The organism is Paenibacillus riograndensis SBR5 (genome assembly GCF_000981585.1).
Taxonomy (GTDB): Bacteria; Bacillota; Bacilli; order Paenibacillales; family Paenibacillaceae; genus Paenibacillus_AQ; species Paenibacillus_AQ riograndensis.
This window is the reverse complement of record NZ_LN831776.1, coordinates 6,724,891-6,745,672: the sequence shown is the minus strand read 5'-3', so window position 1 is coordinate 6,745,672 and position 20,782 is coordinate 6,724,891. Positions and strand designations below refer to the sequence as shown.

General features: G+C 51.2%; 19 protein-coding genes. 14 read left to right on the top strand and 5 right to left on the bottom strand.

Annotation, left to right across the window (positions count from 1 at the left end; all coding sequences use genetic code 11):
- Positions 1-116: 116 nt before the first annotated feature.
- The 4 genes from PRIO_RS28475 to PRIO_RS28460 form a co-directional block, all read right to left on the bottom strand.
- On the bottom strand, positions 117-2,645 hold the full coding sequence (locus PRIO_RS28475) for an ABC transporter permease (RefSeq protein ID WP_020430969.1): 2,529 nt from the start codon (positions 2,643-2,645) through the stop codon (positions 117-119).
- A complete protein-coding gene (locus PRIO_RS28470) occupies positions 2,642-3,343 on the bottom strand; it encodes an ABC transporter ATP-binding protein (RefSeq protein ID WP_020430971.1) in 702 nt (233 codons plus the stop codon). The genes PRIO_RS28475 and PRIO_RS28470 overlap by 4 nt, the downstream gene beginning before the upstream one ends.
- A 92-nt stretch (positions 3,344-3,435) precedes the next feature.
- A complete protein-coding gene (locus tag PRIO_RS28465; protein WP_020430973.1) occupies positions 3,436-4,470 on the bottom strand; it encodes a sensor histidine kinase in 1,035 nt (344 codons plus the stop codon).
- Positions 4,467-5,153, bottom strand: coding sequence for a response regulator transcription factor (locus PRIO_RS28460; protein WP_020430975.1), 687 nt, complete (start codon positions 5,151-5,153; stop codon positions 4,467-4,469). The genes PRIO_RS28465 and PRIO_RS28460 overlap by 4 nt, the downstream gene beginning before the upstream one ends.
- Positions 5,154-5,406: 253 nt before the next feature.
- On the opposite strand from PRIO_RS28460, the gene PRIO_RS28455 reads away from it, so the two are divergent.
- From PRIO_RS28455 to PRIO_RS28405, 11 genes are all read left to right on the top strand, one after another.
- Positions 5,407-5,709 carry an A22B family peptidase gene (locus PRIO_RS28455; RefSeq protein WP_020430977.1) on the top strand — a complete coding sequence of 101 codons (303 nt, stop codon included), beginning with the start codon at positions 5,407-5,409 and terminating at the stop codon, positions 5,707-5,709.
- 46 nt (positions 5,710-5,755) lie between these two features.
- Positions 5,756-6,433, top strand: coding sequence for a PspA/IM30 family protein (locus PRIO_RS28450; protein WP_020430979.1), 678 nt, complete (start codon positions 5,756-5,758; stop codon positions 6,431-6,433).
- 4 nt (positions 6,434-6,437) lie between these two features.
- The gene (locus tag PRIO_RS28445; protein WP_020430981.1) at positions 6,438-6,923 is read left to right on the top strand and encodes a PspC domain-containing protein; all 486 of its coding nucleotides are present in this window, start codon (positions 6,438-6,440) and stop codon (positions 6,921-6,923) included.
- Positions 6,924-6,926: 3 nt separating this feature from the next.
- Positions 6,927-7,631, top strand: a complete 705-nt coding sequence (locus PRIO_RS28440; RefSeq protein WP_020430982.1) for a PspA/IM30 family protein — start codon at positions 6,927-6,929, stop codon at positions 7,629-7,631.
- A 432-nt stretch (positions 7,632-8,063) separates the two neighbouring features.
- Positions 8,064-8,711 (top strand): cell wall-active antibiotics response protein LiaF, encoded by a 648-nt coding sequence (liaF, locus tag PRIO_RS28435; protein ID WP_020430983.1) that lies wholly within the window; start codon positions 8,064-8,066, stop codon positions 8,709-8,711.
- A gap of 39 nt (positions 8,712-8,750) precedes the next feature.
- Positions 8,751-9,785 carry a sensor histidine kinase gene (locus tag PRIO_RS28430; RefSeq protein ID WP_020430984.1) on the top strand — a complete coding sequence of 345 codons (1,035 nt, stop codon included), beginning with the start codon at positions 8,751-8,753 and terminating at the stop codon, positions 9,783-9,785.
- Positions 9,786-9,799: 14 nt separating this feature from the next.
- The gene (locus tag PRIO_RS28425) at positions 9,800-10,456 is read left to right on the top strand and encodes a response regulator (protein WP_020430985.1); all 657 of its coding nucleotides are present in this window, start codon (positions 9,800-9,802) and stop codon (positions 10,454-10,456) included.
- Positions 10,457-10,532: 76 nt separating this feature from the next.
- On the top strand, positions 10,533-11,474 hold the full coding sequence (locus PRIO_RS28420) for a YwmB family TATA-box binding protein (RefSeq protein WP_020430987.1): 942 nt from the start codon (positions 10,533-10,535) through the stop codon (positions 11,472-11,474).
- A 448-nt stretch (positions 11,475-11,922) separates the two neighbouring features.
- Positions 11,923-13,473 (top strand): glucose-6-phosphate dehydrogenase, encoded by a 1,551-nt coding sequence (gene zwf, locus PRIO_RS28415; protein ID WP_020430989.1) that lies wholly within the window; start codon positions 11,923-11,925, stop codon positions 13,471-13,473.
- A 297-nt stretch (positions 13,474-13,770) separates the two neighbouring features.
- On the top strand, positions 13,771-15,225 hold the full coding sequence (locus PRIO_RS28410; protein ID WP_046501121.1) for a transposase: 1,455 nt from the start codon (positions 13,771-13,773) through the stop codon (positions 15,223-15,225).
- Between the two features lie 541 nt (positions 15,226-15,766).
- Positions 15,767-17,353, top strand: a complete 1,587-nt coding sequence (locus tag PRIO_RS28405) for a peptide chain release factor 3 (RefSeq protein WP_039789498.1) — start codon at positions 15,767-15,769, stop codon at positions 17,351-17,353.
- Positions 17,354-17,465: 112 nt separating this feature from the next.
- On the opposite strand, the gene PRIO_RS28400 is transcribed toward PRIO_RS28405, so the two are convergent.
- Positions 17,466-17,702: a small acid-soluble spore protein SspI gene (locus PRIO_RS28400; protein ID WP_020429766.1), complete on the bottom strand. Its 237-nt coding sequence runs from the start codon at positions 17,700-17,702 to the stop codon at positions 17,466-17,468.
- Between the two features lie 157 nt (positions 17,703-17,859).
- Between PRIO_RS28400 and PRIO_RS28395 the strand changes: the two genes are divergently transcribed.
- The 3 genes from PRIO_RS28395 to PRIO_RS36470 all read left to right on the top strand — a co-directional run bounded on the left by PRIO_RS28395 (position 17,860) and on the right by PRIO_RS36470 (position 20,608).
- A complete protein-coding gene (locus PRIO_RS28395; protein WP_325175574.1) occupies positions 17,860-18,549 on the top strand; it encodes a potassium channel family protein in 690 nt (229 codons plus the stop codon).
- Positions 18,550-18,578: 29 nt separating this feature from the next.
- On the top strand, positions 18,579-19,376 hold the full coding sequence (locus tag PRIO_RS28390; RefSeq protein ID WP_020429762.1) for a TrmH family RNA methyltransferase: 798 nt from the start codon (positions 18,579-18,581) through the stop codon (positions 19,374-19,376).
- Between the two features lie 602 nt (positions 19,377-19,978).
- Positions 19,979-20,608: a hypothetical protein gene (locus PRIO_RS36470; RefSeq protein ID WP_063850484.1), complete on the top strand. Its 630-nt coding sequence runs from the start codon at positions 19,979-19,981 to the stop codon at positions 20,606-20,608.
- Positions 20,609-20,782: the final 174 nt, after the last annotated feature.

Here is a 20,782-nt window from a genome sequence, read left to right as displayed (position 1 = left end):
AGCGTAAAATGGAGAGACAGCTTCATTATAAGTCCGTTTTGTGGCCAAGCGTATGGAGAAAAGCAGAGTCCATATGGACGAATGTCGTTAATTTTGCAAGATGAAGAAGCTAGTGGCTATTCCGTTTGCCGCAATCTTTCTACAATTGTGTCCTTGCTCAGCATTCTGTAGGAGGATAAGGTGACTGTATATGCAATAGCGGCCAGGACCGGAACGGCCAGAATGAAAGGCAGCCAGCCCATATGGAAGACGGTAAAGGCCATGCTGTCCGCGATACTTTTGGAAATACTGTATGTCAAAAATACGCCTAACGTGGAGATGATGGACACTGTTAAAAGGACATTGAACAGCCCTTCATACACCAGAACTTTTTTCAGCTGCGGTTTGGTCATGCCGATGCTCTCCAGCAGTGCAAATTCATTCCTTCGGGCAATGACGCCGGTAATCACTGTATTGATATAATTAAGGACGCCGATCAGGGCAATGACAAAGCTGAGGCCGTAGCCTACCGTCTGGAAAATGCGGATGAACCCGCCAAGCTCCTGCCTGTAATCTTCCCTGGATTTGAAGACCAGTTCTTCGCTTGATGCCGCAAGGGATTTGGTGGTCTGCATAACACTGTCCAGCTTGGCCGGATCGACGTGAAGCGTGGCCGACAGAGCCATAGGCGGACCGCTTCCGGCAGGCAGCTTCCTTGTCAATTCTGAGGAGGGGAAGAAGGCATTATAGCCATAGGGAGAGTAGACTTGGGTAGTTGCAGCATATAGGGCATTATAATTTAAGACGGCCATGACCTCATAGCTCTTTCCCAGACCTTTGTACTCAATATGGTCACCTGGATGATAATAAGATTTATCAGTATCCCCTGCCTTTATGGATGTGGTCACCAGCACATAATTTCCAGAGGCAAATTTCTGGGGATCGAAGCTGCCTTCAAGGACATCTTTCTGCACCAGTTCATACCACCCGGCATCAATGCCGTACAGATCAAGCTGAATGAAGTTATTCTTAAAAACCCATGTAAGAGCCGGTTCAGATGGAGCACCCTCTGCCAGAGGCTTCAGTGCTGCGCGTATCGTATCATCTATAGTGTAGTTTTCAAATTTAAAATAGACACTGTCCACCCTTTCGACTCCATCAATCTTCCCCAGTTTGCTTATGAAAGGCCCCGAAAGCTTATAGGGATCACCGGATTGCTCGCCTGCGGACAGCACGATTGCCTTGTTGCGGATGACCATGTCTCCAGATAAAAACGTGCTCAGGTACTTATTGACATCCAGTGAAGAGATGACGGTAAAAATAATGCTGAACAAGATCATGCTTAAGGAGAGCGAGGTCAGCATAAGGAACAGCTTCTTTTTATTGCGGAAAAGGTTGGCGAAGGCCATGCCGTACAGCTTTGCTCCGCGTTTCGAACGTTTGTTTACCTTGCGCTTTGCACTTACGCCTGCGAACCGTACGGCCTCCACAGGAGCAATCCGCGCGGCCATCCGGCCCGGCTTGCTTGCGGCGATCCAAACCGTCAGGTAGGCGAAAACGGCTCCCCCGATAAAGATCCACGGACTATTGGAATAGGAGGTTTCAACAGGCCCGTCTGAAAGGGAGCCCAGCAGCGGGGACAACAACCGGCCAATTCCGTAACCCAAACCGAGCCCGAAGGGGAGGCCGGCCAGATACAGCAGTTGAGACTGGATGGTGATGATTTTCTTGAGCTGTCTCGGCGTTGTTCCTATGGCCTTTAACAGGCCGTAAAATTTGACATCCCGTACAACCGAGATATAAAAAATATTATAAATCAGCAAATACCCGCTCAGCATAATGATCAGGATGACAGCCAGATAAGGGACCACTTTGGTGATATTGTCCGTGAGAGATGAAGTGGTGTAGGCCCAGTTGATCCCGATCGGCACATCCAGACCGGTATCCGCGAGCACTTTGTTCAGTTTCTTTTCAATATCCACAGCATTGCTGAACATTACGCTCAGCTCTGTGGTGTTCACGTAGGAACCGCTGGCTTTGGACTTTACCGGATCAATAGAGGACAGGTTCTTTTGCACCCAAGCTTCGGAGACGAAGGCGAGACCTGCAATCGACAAGTTTTTGTCCGCATCATAATACCCCGACACGATAAAATCCTGCCGAACCACACGCTCCCCGATATCAATGTCCAGAGTGGCCTTCTGGCCCAGCGAATGCGGGATGCCGAGCTTATCCATCACCCAGGTGTTCAGCACAACCTCATTTTCTGCGGCAGGCAGCCCGCCTTCGATAAAGTTAACAAAGCTGTGCCTGGCATAGGATTCGTCAATCTGCTTAACCTCAACCCGATTGTCTTTGAACACCTCATTGCGCAAGTCGCCTGCATTCAGTGAAACGCCGTATTCCCGTATGGAGGAATGTTTCTTCAGCGTTTCCGCCTGTGCTGGGGTAAGATATTTGAAGCCTCCGTGAAAATCAGTGCCTGAGGTTTTCATCTGGGTCAATTCCATCGATTTGTTAAGGCTTAGAACCAATGTGAAAATAGAGGTGATGAGCAGGGTCGTCAGGATGACAGCGCAGATTACAGCCACATTGCGCATCGGACTGGCCTTCAAGCTTTTCAGGGAGAGACGGGTCACAATCTTGCGGTTGTTTGTGCTGATCATAGCGGATTTGCTCCGCTGGAGGCAGTGCTGCCTGAAACAATGTGTCCGTCTTCAATACGAATAATGCGGTCAGCGGTCTGGGCGATGGACTCGTTGTGGGTGATCATAACAATGGTCTGATTGAATTTCTCACTCAACTGCTTCAGCAGAATCAGCACCTCCTGGCTGGTTTTGCTATCGAGATTGCCTGTAGGCTCGTCCGCCAGAATGATAGAAGGTTTGGTAGCCAGGGCTCTGGCAATAGCTACGCGCTGCTGCTGGCCGCCGGAGAGATTGGAAGGCAGATTGTGGATTTTCTCCTGAAGGCCCAAGGCCCGGATCACCTCGTCCAGGTACGCCTGATCGACTCTGCCGCCGTCGAGCTCTATGGGAAGCAATATGTTTTCGAGCACATTCAGGATCGGGACAAGATTATAGCTCTGAAAGATAAATCCGACCGACCGGCGTCTGAAAATCGTCAATTTCTCATCGCTCATCGCAAAAATATCGTTCCCGTCTACTATAACCTTGCCCGCCGTAGCCCGGTCCAGACCGCCCAGCATATGCAGCAAGGTGCTTTTTCCGCTGCCGCTGGTGCCGACAATGGCCAGAAATTCCCCTTTCTCCACAGATAACGAGACATCGTCCAGCGCTTTTACCGTCGTCTGCGGATCTTTTCCGTAGTATTTCTTCAGATGTTCGATTTTCAAAATAGGCATGGGTACGTCATTCCTCCATATCGTTGGTTGCTCCTTAAGATATCAGACCAATCTAACCGGGTTGTGTCTGAAATCTGTCGGTATTGACACAATCAGATTTGGGGGAGGAAGACCGTGAGCTTCGTTCCTTTACCCGCCTCGGATGCTGCCGTAATAAAACCTCCCTGGATGCTGATAATTTTCTGCGTTAAATAAAGCCCGATCCCGATGCCTTCGTAATCCCTGGCGCTACATCCCCGGTAAAACCGCTTGAAGATATGTTCAAGCTCATCCCTCTGAATCCCTATTCCTGTATCGGAAACATCAATCCGTGTAAACATCTCATTGCTCTCGGCTGAAATCCGGATGGTGCCGCCTGCTTTTGTATACTTGACTGCATTCTCCAGCAGGTTGAACAGTGCTTCGCTGGTCCACTTATGATCGTGGCGGGCTCTCGTCAGCGGATCACATTCAATCTGAAGGTCGATCCCTTTGTGCTCTGCACGGGTGTAAATATGCGATACGGCCCGGGTAATTGTCTCAATTACGGGACCGGAAGTGCTTTGCAGCGTGATCATGCCCGCTTCCAGTCTCGACAGCTTGACCAGAGAGGTAATCAGCCATTCGAGCTTTTCCGATTGCGATTCTATCTCGTTCAGCAGAAGCCGGGTATTGCCGCTGAGTTCGGGCGTTTCGGCAAGCAATTGGCTGTACATCATGATACTGGAGAGAGGGGTTTTGGTCTGATGGGAGATATCGGAGATCAGCTCTTTGATGGTGTTCTTTTCGGTTTCCAGATTCTGCTCATTCGTTTTGTTGATCTCAATGTAGCGCCATAACTTATGCTCCAGGGAAGAGAGGCTGGTCTCGTCAAAATGGGTCATTTTCTCCCGCCCATGAATCGCCCGGTCCACCATTTCATCAACAGAATCCATGAAGCTTGTAATCTGCCGCCGCAGTGTCCAGTTCCTTACGCCTCCCAGTAGCAGCATGCAGGATACGAAGAGGACTGTCCATTCTATGAATGCCGGGTGCCCCCCTTCCAGAAAGACGGCTGTACCGGCATAACCTGAGACCAGGAGCAAAAAGATTACTGAAAAAACGAGGTTGCACCGTTTGAAGCTGCGGACATATTTACTGCTGGTCATAGATTTGGCCTCTCCGCCCACATATACCCCAGGCCGTAGACTGTTTTTATGTATTTCGGAGCCGCAGGCTCGTCCTCAATCTTGGTACGCAGCCGTTTGACGGCAACTGTCAGGGCGTTCTCATCCACAAACTCCGCCTCCTGCGTCCAGATCCTGTCGATTAATTGTTCTCTGGTTAAAATCGTACCGGGGTTCGTCACCAGAATTTTCAGCAGCTTCAGTTCGGTTTTGCTAAGGATGAGTTGTTCCTTATTTTTATAAAATTCCAGTTTTCCAAAATCAAAGCTTAGAGGACCGAGTGTTATTTTGTCCTCGCCGCGGGAGGCAGTTCGTTTGAGGACGGCCATAACCCTGGCCCGGAGGATCATCAGGCTGAAAGGTTTTGTAATATAGTCATCGCCCCCAAGCTCAAACCCTGTAACGATATCCGGTTCCATATCATTCGCAGTCAAAAAGATAATCGGCACCTGGGAGGTTCTGCGGATCTTCTCGCAGTAGTCCAGTCCGCTTCCGTCGGGAAGATGGATATCCAGAATGATAAGATCAATCTTATTAGAAGAGAGGATTTGCTCCGCTGAGGTTATATCATAGGCTTGCTGTATGGCCAGATCATTCTGGGCAAGGGTCAGAGCGATGCCTTTATTCAAGCTCCGGTCATCCTCAACGATCAATAGTGTTTTCATAGCTTCTGCTCCTTTGTTCTGCCGCATGCAGTTGGCAGCCAGATTTACTTCCATAAGTATGTACAAGGATAAAGTATTACGCAAACGGAAAGGTCACGGTGCGGAGAGTAATGTGAACCGGTAGCCTGCAGTCCCATAGCCTCCCCGACTAAGGTCCAGTACACAAAACCGTCCCCGGTCTGTTTTAGAAGTCTGCGGATTGCCCTAGAATAAGGCTATAAGGTTCAAGGTTAACGAAAGGCGGTGAGAAAAAATGCAAAGAAGACAAGGTAACGGACTTGCGATTGTTCTGATCGTGCTTGGAGCGATTATGCTGATGGGGATTGCCCTTCCGCTGATCCATGGAATGTTCAGAATTTTGTTCCCGGTATTGCTGGTTGTTCTCGGGTACTACGGGATTAAAAGCGGACGCAAGATTATCGGCTGGGTGGTAATGTTCATCGGTGTCATGTCCCTGATCGCCAAGCTTTCCTGGATCATCGGACCGCTGCTCGGTATCGCGCTGGTGGTTTGGGGCATCTCGGTGCTGAAGGGCAGAAGAAACGGAACATATTAAGCATCTGAAGATTACTTAATAAGAAGCAGGGAGGGAGCAGGAAATCATGAGTGTTTTTCGCAGCATGAGGGATATTACCGTAGCTAACTTGAATGAACGCCTGGAACAAAGCCAGGACCCGGTGAAGCTGATCGATCAATTTCTACATTCAACCCGTGAGGAAATCACCGAAGCTGAACGCTTGTACCAGCAATATGCAGCCCATACGAAGCAATTGCAGCAGCAGGTCAATCAGGCGACAGCCATGAGGAACAAACGTGAAGAGCAGGCACTGCTGGCGCTGAAGGCGGGCGAGGATCATCTGGCCAAGCTGGCGCTGCAGGAGAAGATCATTCACGAGGAAAAGCTGGAGCAGTACAGCGGTCTGCTGGAGCAGAGCCAGCAATCACTTTTTGAGCTTGAGAGTCAACTGAACGAGCTGAAAATGGAGTATCAGACCGTATACAGCAAACGCCAGTATTATGCAGCACGGATGGAGTCGCTGCGGCTGCAGCAGCGCATGAACCAAAGAGCCACAGCTTACGGCAACGGCAGCGATGTTCCCAAGATGTTCGGCCGGCTGGAAGACCGGATGAGCGATTGGGAGCTGGAGGCGAAAAGCCTGCGCGATTTGCGCCGCATGGGGCAGGAATACGCCATTCAGGCAGGAGAAACCGTGGCGACCGTACTCGAAAGAGAGATGGCCCGCCTGAAGGAGAAGCTGAACAACGATGGAAAGGAGTAGTTCTATGACCCGATTGTATCGTTCAACCCGTGACAAGGTGATGACAGGGCTGGCAGGTGGATTGTCCGAGACGCTCGGCATCGACTCCACACTGTTCCGGATTCTGCTGCTGGTCAGCATTCCTTTTACCGGCGGAGCCACCATTCTGGTGTACTTCATCGCAGCCTTTATTATTCCCAAGGAGCCGACCCAGTATAATCCTTTCGGATCTGGACCTGGAGCAACGGGTGGTCCCTATGGCGGCCCATACGCAGGCAGACCTGAGCATGGACGCGGACCGCAAGGACCTTATGGTCCTCACGGACAAGGCGGATACGGCCCTTATGGCAGCCAGCCGGGCTACAACCCCGGTTATGACAAAGCGGGCGCTTATTCGGCACAAGACTCCGGTATTGATGCCATGATGAAGGACATTGAGAAGAAGGCACTGCAAAAAGAAGTAGAAGAACTCAAACAAAAACTTTCTAAATACGAGAAGGGAGAAGTGTAAATTATGGGAGTATTTCAACGGATTAAGGATATGACAAAGGCGTCGGTAAATGACTTGCTGGATAAGGTAGAGGACCCAATCGTAATGCTGAACCAATATCTGCGCGATATGGAGGCTGAAATTCACGAAGCTGAAGTAACCGTAGCGAAGCAGATGGCTAATGAGCGCCGCATGAAGCAGCGTGTTGAGGAAGCGGCAAAAGTATCCGGACAACGTGCCGCTCAAGCTGAACTGGCACTGAAGAATGGACAGGAAGAAGTTACCCGCAAGCTGCTGGAAGAAAAAATCTACTTCGACCAGAAGCATGCCGAATACAGCGAGCTTCACGCTCAGGCAGAGGTTCAAGCCAAGGAACTGGTGCAGCAGCTTCATGATATGAAGGATGAATTCTACAAGCTGCGCAACAAACGCAACGAGCTGGTATCCCGTGCGCAAATGGCCAAGGCCAAAAAGCAAATGTCGCAAATCAGCAGTGTTCATGCCATCGAGAGCGGCAGCGCGTCCCTGGGCTTCCACCGCATGGAAGAAAAAATCATGCAGCTTGAAGCAGAAGCAGATGTGCTGCGTGCGCCTTACAGCCCTTCGGCAACAGCATACAGCAAACCGGTTGATGCCGAAAAGCAGCTGAAAGTGGAAGAACAGCTCGCCGCACTGAAGAGCAAGCTGAACACCACTCCATCTTCTCCATCATTGGATAAAAAAGAGTAATAAAGCCTGTTCCTAAACAATAGGCAGATATGATATGCTGATCAAGGTAAAGCCATACGGTATGGATCTTCCATACCGGTATGGCTTTTGTAGCGGGATGCGGGCAACGCTGCAGAACCTTATGAACCTGCAATTCAATTTTAAGCGTTGACATCGTTTACTGATAGACCCCATCTAGCTTTAAGGCATCCTAACTAATTGTATTTTCTGCAGTTAAAAGGGTGGGGAACCCCGTGCTTTTAACGTTAGATGTATTTTGTGCAGTTAAAATTGGCTAAAGTCGCTTATTTACTGAATTGCAGTCTTTTTAAGTGTAGAGAGTACAATTAGCTTGGCTTTTGAGCAAATTTGGGACTTTTTAATTGTAGGAAATACAGTTAAAACATGCTTACGAAGAGAGTTTTGCTCCGCAAAACTTATAGGAGGTGCGGAATGGATAAACGGAACCGTATGATTGCCATTGGACTGATCGGCGTCGGCTGCTTGATGATTTTTGGCAGATGGCTCGGATTTTTCTCCATTGTCGCGCTTCTGTTCCTGCTGCTCGGGATTTACCGGACAACGTCGGGCAAGGTCAAGCAGGGGTATAAGCTCCTGGGGGTTGGGGCAGTGCTGCTGATGCTGGATCATCTGCTGCTGGTGCTCGGAATTTGCCTGATCTCTCTGGGGATGTTTTTTGTGAAATCCAGACGGATGCAGCGCAGGGGCGGGTTTATGCAGAAGCAAAGCTTCTCGTCCAGGTTTGACTGGGATTTGTCGCCTTGGGTTATGCGCAGCCTGAGTGCGTGGCATGTGCTGGGGGAGGCGGATATTGATTTGTCGCTGGCAATGGCGGAGGACCCGGAGACGGTGATGCTGTTCCAGGGGATTTTTGGCGACACGGATATTCATCTGTCCGAGGATTACGGGGTGGAAATCGAAGCCTTCGTGCTGTTCGGCTCTATTGAATTCGGCAGTCACCGCGATACAGGCATGCTGAACCGGTTGAACTGGAAGTCGGCTAACTACGACAGCTGTGCGCAGAAAGTGAAATTCAATATTTCTTATTTAATGGGTGACCTGGATGTGCGGGCAGACTGAGCGGCCCTTATACTTAACCAAGAAGGAGAGCTTCCCGGCATGGGCAAAAAAAGCAGCAACATGGTTACGCGCAGCATGGGTGAGGGGGCTCTGTTCTCTTTGGTCATGCTGCTCGTTATCCTGTACATTATGTATACATATGGATATTTGCAGCCGTTTGAGGATTGGAAAATCGGCGTAAGAACAGCGGTCACGCTGATTCTGCTGCCTGTGGTGTTCGGCATTGTTTTTGGCTTCTACCAGGGATTTCGCACCAAACGGAAGCTGGAGCGGCTGCGGGCTACCCTGGTGGCCTGGGAAAAAGGAAATCTGACTCCGGCAATGCCGGATCTCGGCAATGATGAGCTGGGCAGGCTCAGCGGGCAGCTCAGCCGGATCAGCGGCAAATGGGAAAACCAGGTGAACACGCTGCAGCGGCTCTCCACCAACAATGCCAAGCTGGCCGAGCAGGCCCGTGTATCCGCGATTATGGAAGAACGGCAGCGGCTGGCCCGGGAACTGCACGATGCCGTGTCCCAGCAGCTGTTCGCCATCTCCATGACGGCAACGGCGGTGGGGCGGACGCTGGAAAAGGACTTTGACAAGGCGCAGCGGCAAATTGCGCTGATTGAAGAGATGTCCGCCGTTGCCCAGTCCGAGATGCGCGCGCTGCTGCTGCACCTGCGTCCGGTCTATCTGGAGGGCAAAGGGCTGCGGGAGGGGCTTCAGGAGCTGATCAAGGAGCTGGAAATCAAGATTCCGATCGACATCGTATTCGAAATGGACCCGGATGTGCAGCTGATGAAGGGTGTGGAGAATCACTTGTTCCGCATCGTGCAGGAAGCAATCTCCAACACACTCCGCCACGCCAAGGCGGAGAAGATGGAGATCCGGCTGCACCGCCGGGGCGATACCGTCCGGCTCACCTTGCGGGATGACGGGGTCGGCTTCGAGATGGATGAGAGCAAGCAGACCTCCTACGGCCTGTCGAATATGCAGGAGCGGATTAACGAGACCGGGGGCTCGATCCAGTTCATTACCGCCCCGGGTAAAGGCATGCGGATCGAGATTACTGTACCATTAGTCAACGAATAGGAGGCAAGGGTGCCATGGAGATGGAGGAAGCAATTAAAGTGCTGCTTGTAGACGATCACGAAATGGTCCGGATTGGTCTTGCCGCGGTGCTTGGCACCGAGGATGGAATAGAAGTGGTGGGCGAGGCCGGAAGCGGAGAAGAAGGCATCCGGCTTGCCCAGGAATACAACCCTGATGTGGTCCTGATGGATCTGGTGATGGATGGCATGGACGGGATTGAAACAACGAGACAGCTCCTGAAGCTGTACCCGGATTGCAAAGTCATTGTGCTGACCAGCTATCTGGATGATGAGAAAATGTATCCGGTGATTGAAGCCGGCGCATTCAGCTATCTGCTGAAAACCTCGCGGGCCAGCGAAGTGGCGGACGCGATCCGCGCGGCCGCAAGAGGCCAGTCCGTGCTGGAGTCGCAGGTCGCCTCCAAAATGATGAACCGCTTCCGCTCTAATGCCAAGAGCAGTGAAGCGCCAGCCTACAAGGAGCTTACCGAACGCGAGATGGAAGTGCTCAAGCTGCTGGCTCAGGGCAGATCCAATCAGGATATTGCTGACCAGCTGATCATCGGCATTAAGACTGTGAAATTCCATGTGACGAATATTCTCGCCAAGCTGGGTGTGGAGGATCGCACCCAGGCGGCTATTTATGCCTATAAAAACGGACTTGCAGAATAGCTGCAAGGTATATAATCTTTCTTCCTGGTTATCCTGTTTAGTAGATTACTAGACCGGATAGAGAGGAAGATGGAAGATGGGGAACAGAGGAACAAGCAGAGGTGCAGGCAAAGGAGCAATCCTGCTGATAGGACTCGGCATAGCGGCGGTGCTTATGGCCGGGTTCCGCAGCCCGGAGGGAGCCGGTTCATCCGTACAACTGTCGTCTGCGATTGAGGGACATACAGGCTTAGGTTCAGCCGTTCATCCGGTTTTTCTCCAGGCAGGTTCCTCCAACCTGGTTCAGGCGCAAGTCCGCCCCTCGTCCGCCGCAGCCGACGAAGCTTCATCCCCGGCGGGGTCTGAGGATGAAGGCCTTGTTGGTTCCCTCTCAATGCTAACTGCTCTTGGCCGTGCAGCCACTCTGCCGGATTCCCCGCTCCGGCTCGTATTAAAGTGGCAAGGTGAAACCAGCGGCGGCGCATCCGGTGCATCCGCTGGGGCTGCGGCAGAGCGCCTTGCCGGTAAGCTCGGGCTTGGGCCGGTCCGCACGTCAGATGAAGACGGGCATATGACCTCCCGCGCAGCTGCGGCTCTCGCCGGAGCGAAGGTCTCGCTGTTCTGGAGCGAGCTGGGAGGCGGACGCAGCTATGTGATCGTAACCTTCGAGACGGCAGATCTGCGGCAGACGCCGGAGCTTCCGGCCGCTGCGGCGTCTGCCGGGCAGAAGCTGCTGCAAGCCGGAATTGCAGCGGAGTGGAACGCCTCGCTGCAGGGTGCCGCGAAGGAGCAGGGCGGCGCGGGGGATGCACTATTTTCCATAGAGCAATCGCTCCAGGAGCAGCTCCCCGGTATAAACCCGGAAGAAAGCTATGAAGATAACACTACATACAGCCGCTCCTACAGTGTGCCAGGGCTTGAACGCACAGTCCGCAGCGGCAGCCATGCCCTTGCTCTCCAGCTTGCGGTTCATACGAACGGGAACAATAATGCCAACCGGGTAACGATAGGTTTGCCTTTGATCACTATTGAATATTGAGCTGTATATACAAGCGGATGGGTTTTGCAGAAGGTATGCCAGACTTAATTTTCAGATAAGCCGTTGCGCGGATCTTATCTCCTGTGGACGGTTTTTTGTTGTGCCTGCAATGTGAATGAAAGTTAGGCGTACCGTGAAGTGATTTTAGAGGTTCGGGCGGGTATCCCGGTCAAAAACTCCGCACGCAGGCACCGCGTTGCGGAGCCTCTGGCATGAGGTTATAATATGTGTGTGAATGGCAGGCTTCATAGTCCTATAAGCGGGAGTGCATAAACAGATAAGAAAGAGTAATGGAAATTTGCGAAATCCCGAGAAAAACTGTCAGGAATGTGATAGCATCCTATCCACGGATATGATAAAATGACATCACGCCGTCGTACGTTTTTTATGAACTGTTTGGCGTTGAGAATGATTGTCAACTATATTACATACAGAGAGATGAGGAGCCATGGCTGAAAATCAAACCCTTGATGCACTGCATACACCCGGTGCTGTATTCTTTATCTTTGGGGCCACCGGAGATCTAGCCCGCCGCAAGCTTTTCCCGGCGATTTACAGTTTGTACCGTGAAGGCAAACTGACCCATGATTTCGCGGTCATTGGCGTGGCTCGGCGTCCCCGTACCCAAGAAGAATTCCGTGAAGATGTGAAGGAATCGATTCAGGAATTCTGCCGCTACCAGGCGGGGGATGCATCCGAATGGAATGAGTTCGTACAGCATTTTGAATACAAGTCTCTGGACATCAACAATATTGAGGGCTTCCGTGAGCTGAACGCGCAGACTGAAGCGCTGGAAGAGAAGTTCCGGATTCCGGGGAACCGGATGTTCTATCTCGCCCTCGCTCCCGAGCTGTTCGGCAGTGTCTCGTTCAATCTCAAGGCTGGCGGCATGCTGCAGACCCGGGGCTGGAACCGTCTCGTCATCGAGAAGCCGTTCGGCTATAACCTGGAATCCGCAGAACAGCTGAACGAGCAGATCCGCCAGGTGTTCAAGGAAGAGGAAATTTACCGGATTGACCATTACCTGGGCAAGGAAATGGTGCAGAACATTGAAGTCATCCGGTTTGCCAATGCTTTCTTCGAACCGCTCTGGAACAACAAGCATATTGCCAACATCCAGATTACCCTCGGTGAAACCGTCGGTGTGGAAGAACGCGGCGGATATTATGACCATGCCGGTGCGTTGCGCGATATGGGCCAGAACCATATGCTGCAGCTGCTGACGATGATCGCGATGGAACCGCCAAGCCGTCTTTTGGCTGAAGATATCCGTGATGAGAAGGTCAAAGTGCTTCGTTCACTGCGGCCTTACGCTTCCTCCGGGGAAGTCCATGAGAATGTGGTGCGCGGACAATATACGCAAGGCCTCTACAAAGGCAAAACCCTCCCGGCTTACCGCCAGGAAGACAAGGTTGATCCGGAGTCGAATACGGAGACCTATTTTGCGGCCCGTGTATTTGTGGACAACTTCCGCTGGGCGGGTGTACCGTTCTACATCCGCACCGGCAAACGACTGCCTGTGAAGACAACAGAAGTGGTAGTGGAGTTCAAGGGTATGCCGACCAACGTCTATTTGGGCCAAAAGCATAAGCTCGAACCAAACCTCCTTGTCATTCGCGTGAATCCGATGGAAGGCATATACGTGAAGATCAACGCCAAGAAGCCGGGCTCGGAGTCGGAAATCCAGCCGCTCGCCATGGACTTCTGCCAGAGCTGCATGGTGGGCATCAACTCACCGGAAGCCTACGAGCGTCTGCTGCATGATGCGGCACGCGGCGATTCGACCTATTTCACCCGTTGGGATGAAGTGTCGTCGGCCTGGTCCTTTGTGGACCGTATTGCCCAGGCTTGGAGGGAAGGCACCGGCGACCTGGCCTCCTATCCGGCTGGATCCTGGGGGCCGGTTGAAGCTGATCAGCTGCTGGCCCGTGAAGGCTTCCACTGGTGGCCGGTCAACGGACAGGATGAGGACAATGTGGTGTGGCAGGCTAACAGCTAGTTCATTATGTAAATGATATATGGTGTGAAGGGAATCCCCCTGCAGAGGCTGCAGGGGGATTTTTATGCGAATAATGATCAACTAAGTTGACTTTTTGGGGTGTATGATTGTACTTTGTGCAATAGAAAGTTCATTTATCTGCGGCAAATCGCATTCTGCTGTATTTCGGAGACAATTTCATAATTCAAAACCCTTGCTAGGATTGGTTTTTTTGAGCATAGAAAAGGGAGTACCTCCCCAAATCTCGAAGATATAGGTGACCAAACCAACATCCGAGAATGAAAAGAGGTAATCCCCATGTATTCTATTCGGCAAGAAGAGCTGTTTTCCTTTGAGGATTTGTTGCTGATGCGACCGGAAGATAAATACAGTCAGATCTTTGAACACTTAAATCTCGCTCCGGTCTTGCACGCGCTTGGAAAAAAGAACAACCGTGGGCGGCCGGAAGAACTAAACGTACCCGCGATGATCTACTCGCTGCTCATCGCAAAAATGGAGGGCATCGAGTTTGTATCCGCGTTGGTCCGGCGACTTCGATTCAGCGAGGAATTTCGGGTGCAGTGCCGGTTCACCGGTTCCAACCGCATCCCGAGCGAAGCCTCGTACTCCCGTTTGATTCATGTGCTTGAGCAAACGGGCATGCTCGAGGACCTTCAGGATACTCTGGTGCTGTCCGCCCTGGAGGAAGAGTTCGTTACGGGTATGCATCTCGCTTTGGATTCCTCTATCGTTGAGGCTTGGGATAGCCTATTTAGCGAAGCTGCATCCAAACGCCGCGCGGCCCGCCGTGCTAAAAAGCCAAGTGATGCTCCGGTGGCTCAGCAGCTGCAGCTAGAACTCACCGAGCCCGAGTCCGAGCCTGTGGACGAGCGGCCCAAAAAACCCGTCTACCCGCCTGGACGTCCTTCTGCTGAAGAAAAGGAACGTCGGCGCAAGGAACGGGAAGCTTATGAAGAGAGCCTAGGACCGTTTGAGAAAACCATTGAACAGATGCTGCCCTACACGTACGATGAATTGCTTGCAGCATTACCCCGGCATGCCGCGCGTTGTGACAAGAAAAATGCGAAAGGTAGACTTACCAGTTATTACGGGTTCAAGGCAAATCTGCTGGTCGATGCGGACTGTCAGTATATTCTTAGTGGCTTATGGAGTTCGGCGAATTTGAATGACCAGCGCATGGCGGTTATCCTTCTCAAAGGCCTGCTCCTGAAGTTTCCTAGGTTAAACGTAAAGCATGTCTTGGGAGACAAAGGGTACGACAGCGCAGCCATCTACCAGTTGATTCATTCGTTAGGCGCCTATCCTACGATTCCAATGATTCACCACAAAGAGCCGCCCAAGGGAATGAACTCGGACTACAATCCCGTATGCTCACAGGGGCATACCTACCGCTACGACAGTTTTGATGCCAAGTACGAAACGCTGAAGTATACCCAGCCGAGCCAGTGCAAAGACTGTCCACTTTCCGGTTCCGGCTGCCAAAAGGTGTTTAAAATCCGCATACAAACGGATTTACGCAAGCACACCTATCCCGCAAGAGGTAGCGAGAGCTTTACAGAGCTGTACAAGAAGCGTACGGCAGTGGAGCGAGTTTTTGCATATCTTAAAGAGTATTTTGGCATGAAACGTACGCGTCACCGCGGCGTCCGGGCAAGAGTTGATTTCCAGCTCAGTACACTAGCTTACAATCTCAGCAAGTTTGCGCTAGACAAGTTAAACCAGCGGTTACGCAACTCCCAGCAAGTGGCCTGATTTTTTAAAAAATGACCTTAGATTTTGGCCGAGTCTTGCTATTCAGCAAACTGAATTATGAAATTGACTCTTTCGTGCAATAGATTTCGGGAGAGGGAGTCTAATGACACCTTGTTCACGGAATTCTGCTGTACAAAGTGCAATAGCTTCAGTTTTCTGACTGATTTAGGGGAGATCTGCTGTACAAAGTGCAATTGAACACGCTCGAACTTTGATTTGAATGAGTTGCAAATCGGCGTAAGAGCGGTCGAAAGTCCAAATATTCTCCGCAGCAGCTCCAGCCTATTTTTTATAAGACCTATTCCACCTTATACAGCTCAAGATAATTTACCTTCCCCCGCATAGATGTAGATAATCTCCACCGGATTTTGTTATACTGAGAAGGATGCTTTCAACAGAAGCGGAGATGTAACTGTAAGTGTACTGTAGGCAATGGCAAATTCACCGATGAAGGGATTTGTACAAATGAGCAGAGCACCGATTTGATGGGTAACCGGCAATGGAAGAGAAGCAGGAATTTATATATGAAGGGATATGTGCAATGAACAAAGCACTGGATCAGAAGCTGCAACAGGAAGTGGACAAACGCAGAACGTTTGCGATCATTTCCCACCCGGATGCGGGGAAAACAACATTGACGGAGAAGCTGCTGCTGTTCGGCGGCGCGATCCGCCTGGCGGGGTCGGTTAAGGCCCGCAAAGCGAGCAAGCATGCGACAAGTGACTGGATGGAAATTGAGAAGCAGCGCGGAATCTCGGTAACGTCCTCCGTGATGCAATTTGACTACATGGGTCACCGGGTGAATATTCTGGATACTCCGGGTCACCAGGACTTCAGTGAGGACACCTACCGTACCTTAACGGCTGCGGACAGTGCGGTCATGCTGATCGACGTCGCAAAAGGTGTGGAAGCCCAGACCATTAAGCTGTTCCAGGTCTGCGCGAAGCGGGGCATTCCGATCTTTACCTTCATCAACAAGCTGGACCGCGAAGGCCAAAGTCCGTTCGAGCTGATGGAAGAGCTGGAGAATGTGCTGGGCATCCGTTCCGTACCGATGAACTGGCCGATCGGGGGCGGACGCGAGCTGTGTGGCGTATATGACCGGATGAAAAATCAGGTAGAGCTGTTCCAAGGCGACGATCACTCTGTAATTAAGGTTCAAAAGGTAGAAAGCTATAATGACCCGGTCATCCGCGAGATGGCCGGAGAATACCTGCATGACCAGCTGTGCCAGGATCTGGAGCTGCTTGACGTGGCAGGGGATGCTTTTGACTATGAAAAAGTGCTGCGCGGTGAGCTGACACCTGTATTCTTCGGCAGTGCGATTAATAATTTTGGCGTGCAGACCTTCCTGGACAACTTCCTGGAGCTGGCACCGAAGCCGGAGCCGCGCCGCAGCAACGCTGGTGACGTTGAACCGACGAACGAGAAATTTACCGGCTATGTGTTCAAAATCCAAGCGAATATGAACCCGGCCCACCGCGACCGGATCGCCTTCCTGCGGATTGTGTCGGGGAAGTTCGAGCGCGGGATGAGTGTCAAGCATGTGCGTGCAGGCAAGGATATTAAGCTGTCCCAGCCGCAGCAGTTCCTGGCCCAGGACCGGGATATTGTTGAGGAGGCTTTTCCGGGGGATATTATCGGGCTGTTCGATCCCGGTATTTTCCGCATTGGGGATACGCTGAGCCAGGCCGGGGATATTGAGTTCGACGAGCTGCCGACGTTCTCGCCGGAGATTTTTTCCAAAGTCAGCATCAAAAACGCGCTGAAATCGAAGCAGTTCCAGAAGGGGATTGACCAGCTGACCGAGGAGGGCATGATTCAGGTGTTCCGCACGGTCAACTTCGACGATATCCTGCTGGGCGTTGTCGGACAGCTGCAGTTCGAGGTCTTCGAATACCGCATGAAGGGCGAGTATGGCGTGGATGTGCAGCTGCAGCGGATGAGCTACCAGTTCGCACGCTGGATTGTGGATGAGAACAAGCCGGACCCGAGCAAGTTCCGCATCAACTCCACACTCGTTACGGACAAGAAAGGCAACTATGTGGTGCTCTTCGAGAACGAATACGCGATGCGTACCGCGATGGAGAAGAACCCGACCGCGAAGTTCCTGGAAACTGCTCCTTGAGTGACCGGACTTCCCGCCGCGAATAACGAATAAGCTTTGGCAAAAAAACCTCCGCCCTACGGTGCCGCACCGTAGATAGCGGAGGTTTTCTGGCTCCATATGTCCCGCTTCCTTAGGAGGTAATGGACCCTGGGGTGATTTTCTCCAAATGCCTGTGCAGCATCGAGACCAGCGCGTCCTGCTTGGCGTGATCCAGGTCCTTCCACATCATTTCGAATACAGCCCCAAGTCCAGGGAGCGCCGCTTCCGGCCCGTCCACCGAGCCTTCAATCATCTCCCGCAGACCGGCTTCGGACTGTCCGTGCACCTTATGGATAATCGCCTGGCGCAAATCAATGGTAACCGGCATAAGTAATGCCTCCTTCACTATAGTGGTTATTCATCCGGAGAGGCTGCTGGCCGCTCAGATTAAATTCTAAAGATCTGCTTCCATTGCCTCGTTATAATGTGCCCTGAAAGCGCTGGGGAAATTCAAGTTTGGGTGGGCTTATGCTATACTGTGTGAGATGCAAATTGCTACGGGAGGTACAGATATGGCTGCAAAAAAACAATACGCCGTAATCGGAATGGGGCGTTTCGGCTCAAGTGTCGCCAAAGCACTCAGCGGTATGGGGTTCGATGTGCTGGCGATCGATGCTGACGAGCAGCGCACGCAGGAAATCTCGGGCATTGTAACCCATGCCGTATCCGCAGACTCGACCGATGAAGAGGCGCTGCGCGCATTGGGTATCCGCAACTTTGATGTAGTTGTGGTGGCGATTGGGGAAGATATCCAAGCCAGCATTCTAACGACGCTGATTCTGAAGGACCTGGGTGTACCGGCGATTCTGGTCAAGGCCAAAAGCGAGCTGCACGGCAAGGTGCTCAGTAAAATTGGCGCAGACAAAGTGATCTATCCTGAACGGGATATGGGCATGCGGGTGGCACATCATCTGGCTTCGCCCAATATTCTTGATTATATCGAGCTGTCGCCGGATTACAGCATTCTGGATATGAAGGTCTCCGGAACGATGCTGGGCAAAAATCTGCAGGAGCTGAATATCCGTGCCAAATACGGCTGCAATGTCATGGCGATCCGCCGGGGCGAGGAAATGAATATCTCTCCAAGAGCCGAGGACCGGCTGGCGGAAGGGGATGTACTCGTTATCGTTGGCCGGAAGGACAATCTGACCAAGCTGGAAATGGCGTATCAATAGGCAGGGCAGGAACAGAAAGGTAGGGCTTTATGGAGATTATGTCACCCCAAAATACGCGGGTAAAAGAATGGGCCGGACTGCAGGAGAAAAAGCACCGCGACAAAGCGGGCAAGTATATCATCGAAGGGATCCATCTCGTGCAGGAGGCTTTGCTGGCCGAAGCCGATGTGGAATGTCTGGCCTATGATCTGGATAAAGGCATGCCTGCGGAGCTGAAACCGCTGCTTCAGTCCGTGCAGGGCATGGAGGTGATCGGCGTTTCGGCGGCGGTCATTGCCAAATGCAGCAGCACGGGTACGCCGCAGCCGGTTTTTGCCATTGTGCGCAAGGGGCAGCAGGGACTGGAGGCCATCCTCGCAAAGCGGGATAGCTGGGTTATGGTGCTGGACGGGGTCCAGGACCCCGGCAACGTGGGGACGATCATCCGCAGCGCGGATGCCGCAGGCGCGGACGGAGTAATCCTCGGCAAAGGCTGCGCCGATCTGTACAACCCCAAGACCCTCCGTTCCACGATGGGCTCTATGTTCCATCTCCCGGTAGTGGAGGGGGAACTAAGCGGCATTCTGCCGCAGGCCCGGGAACGCGGTGCCCTTGTGGTTAGCACTTCGCTGACGGGGGTGGAATCCTGCTACACCCATGATTTTCACGGCAGCCAGTGGCTGCTGATCGGCAGCGAAGGCCAGGGCATCTCACCGCAGGCGGCGGCCCTTGTCGACAAGAGCATTATCATCCCGATGGCCGGCCGGGCCGAATCGCTCAACGCCGCTATGGCGGCTACCATCCTGCTGTTTGAGGGGATGCGTCAGCGGGGGATTCAGCGGCAATGAACCCATTTTGTGAGTTGTAATTCTTTGGACCGTTTGGAATTTAGTTTGTCACCGAATTGGAACGTTGTTTGTCACAACAAAGTCAGTCTCGATGTGTCTGAAAGCCTTGGTACATCGGGATTTTTTTGTTTTCTTTTTTAGTGAATTATTTGGACAGTCAAAAGTTATATAGCGCTAAGAAACCAGCGAATCGCGCTTCACATCAGCGTTTTCCTGCTTGGATCTAATTATTTTCGTTATGGATAAGTGAGGATTCTAAGCAAACAGGCGAAAAATAGACTTGCGTAAATAAGCGGTAACGCTGGCCTGAATCGTTTTCTGGATGCGCTGCCGGTCTTGTTCGTTCGTAACGGCTTCTAGCGGATATTCAAGCATCGGGGCATTCGTCCCTCGGTCCGTCGGAAGCTAAGAAGCAGATACAGGGAAGATAATTCAGTAGTCGAAGAAGCGAAATCAGCGGACACATCTGCAAGACTCATTTCGCTACGCGAATCAGTGGCATGGTGGCATGGATGGCTTCGCTCATCCTATTCAGCCCTTAAATCTTTTGATATCTTGAATACAGTAACGTTATCGGAAATTCAGTTGAAGGGATAATAAACATGAAAACTCTATTTCGACCTGTCGGACTTGCTGAAATGAAATTGATACTAGATCTAAACCTAAGGGGATTTCCTCCAAGGCTACCTGAGCAACCAATTTTCTATCCAGTTCTAAATCAAACCTATGCAGACCAGATTGCTTTGGAATGGAATACTAAGGATAAATTCTCAGGTAACGTTGGATTTGTAACAGAGTTTATTGTTGCCAGCCCTTTTATTGATAGATATGAAGTACAAATTGTAGGATCAAGAAATCATAATGAGTTATGGATTCCTGCCGAAGATATAGACGAACTTAACAATAATATTGATGGTCAGATTAAGTTAGTTAATGTGTTCTATGGCTATGACTATAAAGGGCTTACCCCTGTGTTAACCATTTTTGAAGATAAGAATCCAATAGAACAATTCGTTATTTGGAAAGAAATATTGGATTACAACTCAATGGATTTCTATTGTGAAATCAAAGAACACTGGAAATATATTTTTATGAATTATTCATACTGGAAGAAGATTGATTTTATTGATTATGGAATAACTGAAGAAATGAAATTTGAAGTACTTTTAACTATGAAAGAATACTGGAAGGATCACTTTCCGCAAACTGAATTATTTGAAGGTAACACATAGAAAAACTGAACTTCCGATAACACCATATTCACGCATCGGGGCATTCGCCACTCGGTCCAGTTGGAGTTAGAAGCGAATTCGGGGGAGCCAATTGGCAGTAGCGAGGAAGCAGATTCAGCCGGACACCTCCTTCCATCTAATCCGGTATTTATGATTTATGCCGAAGATAGTTAC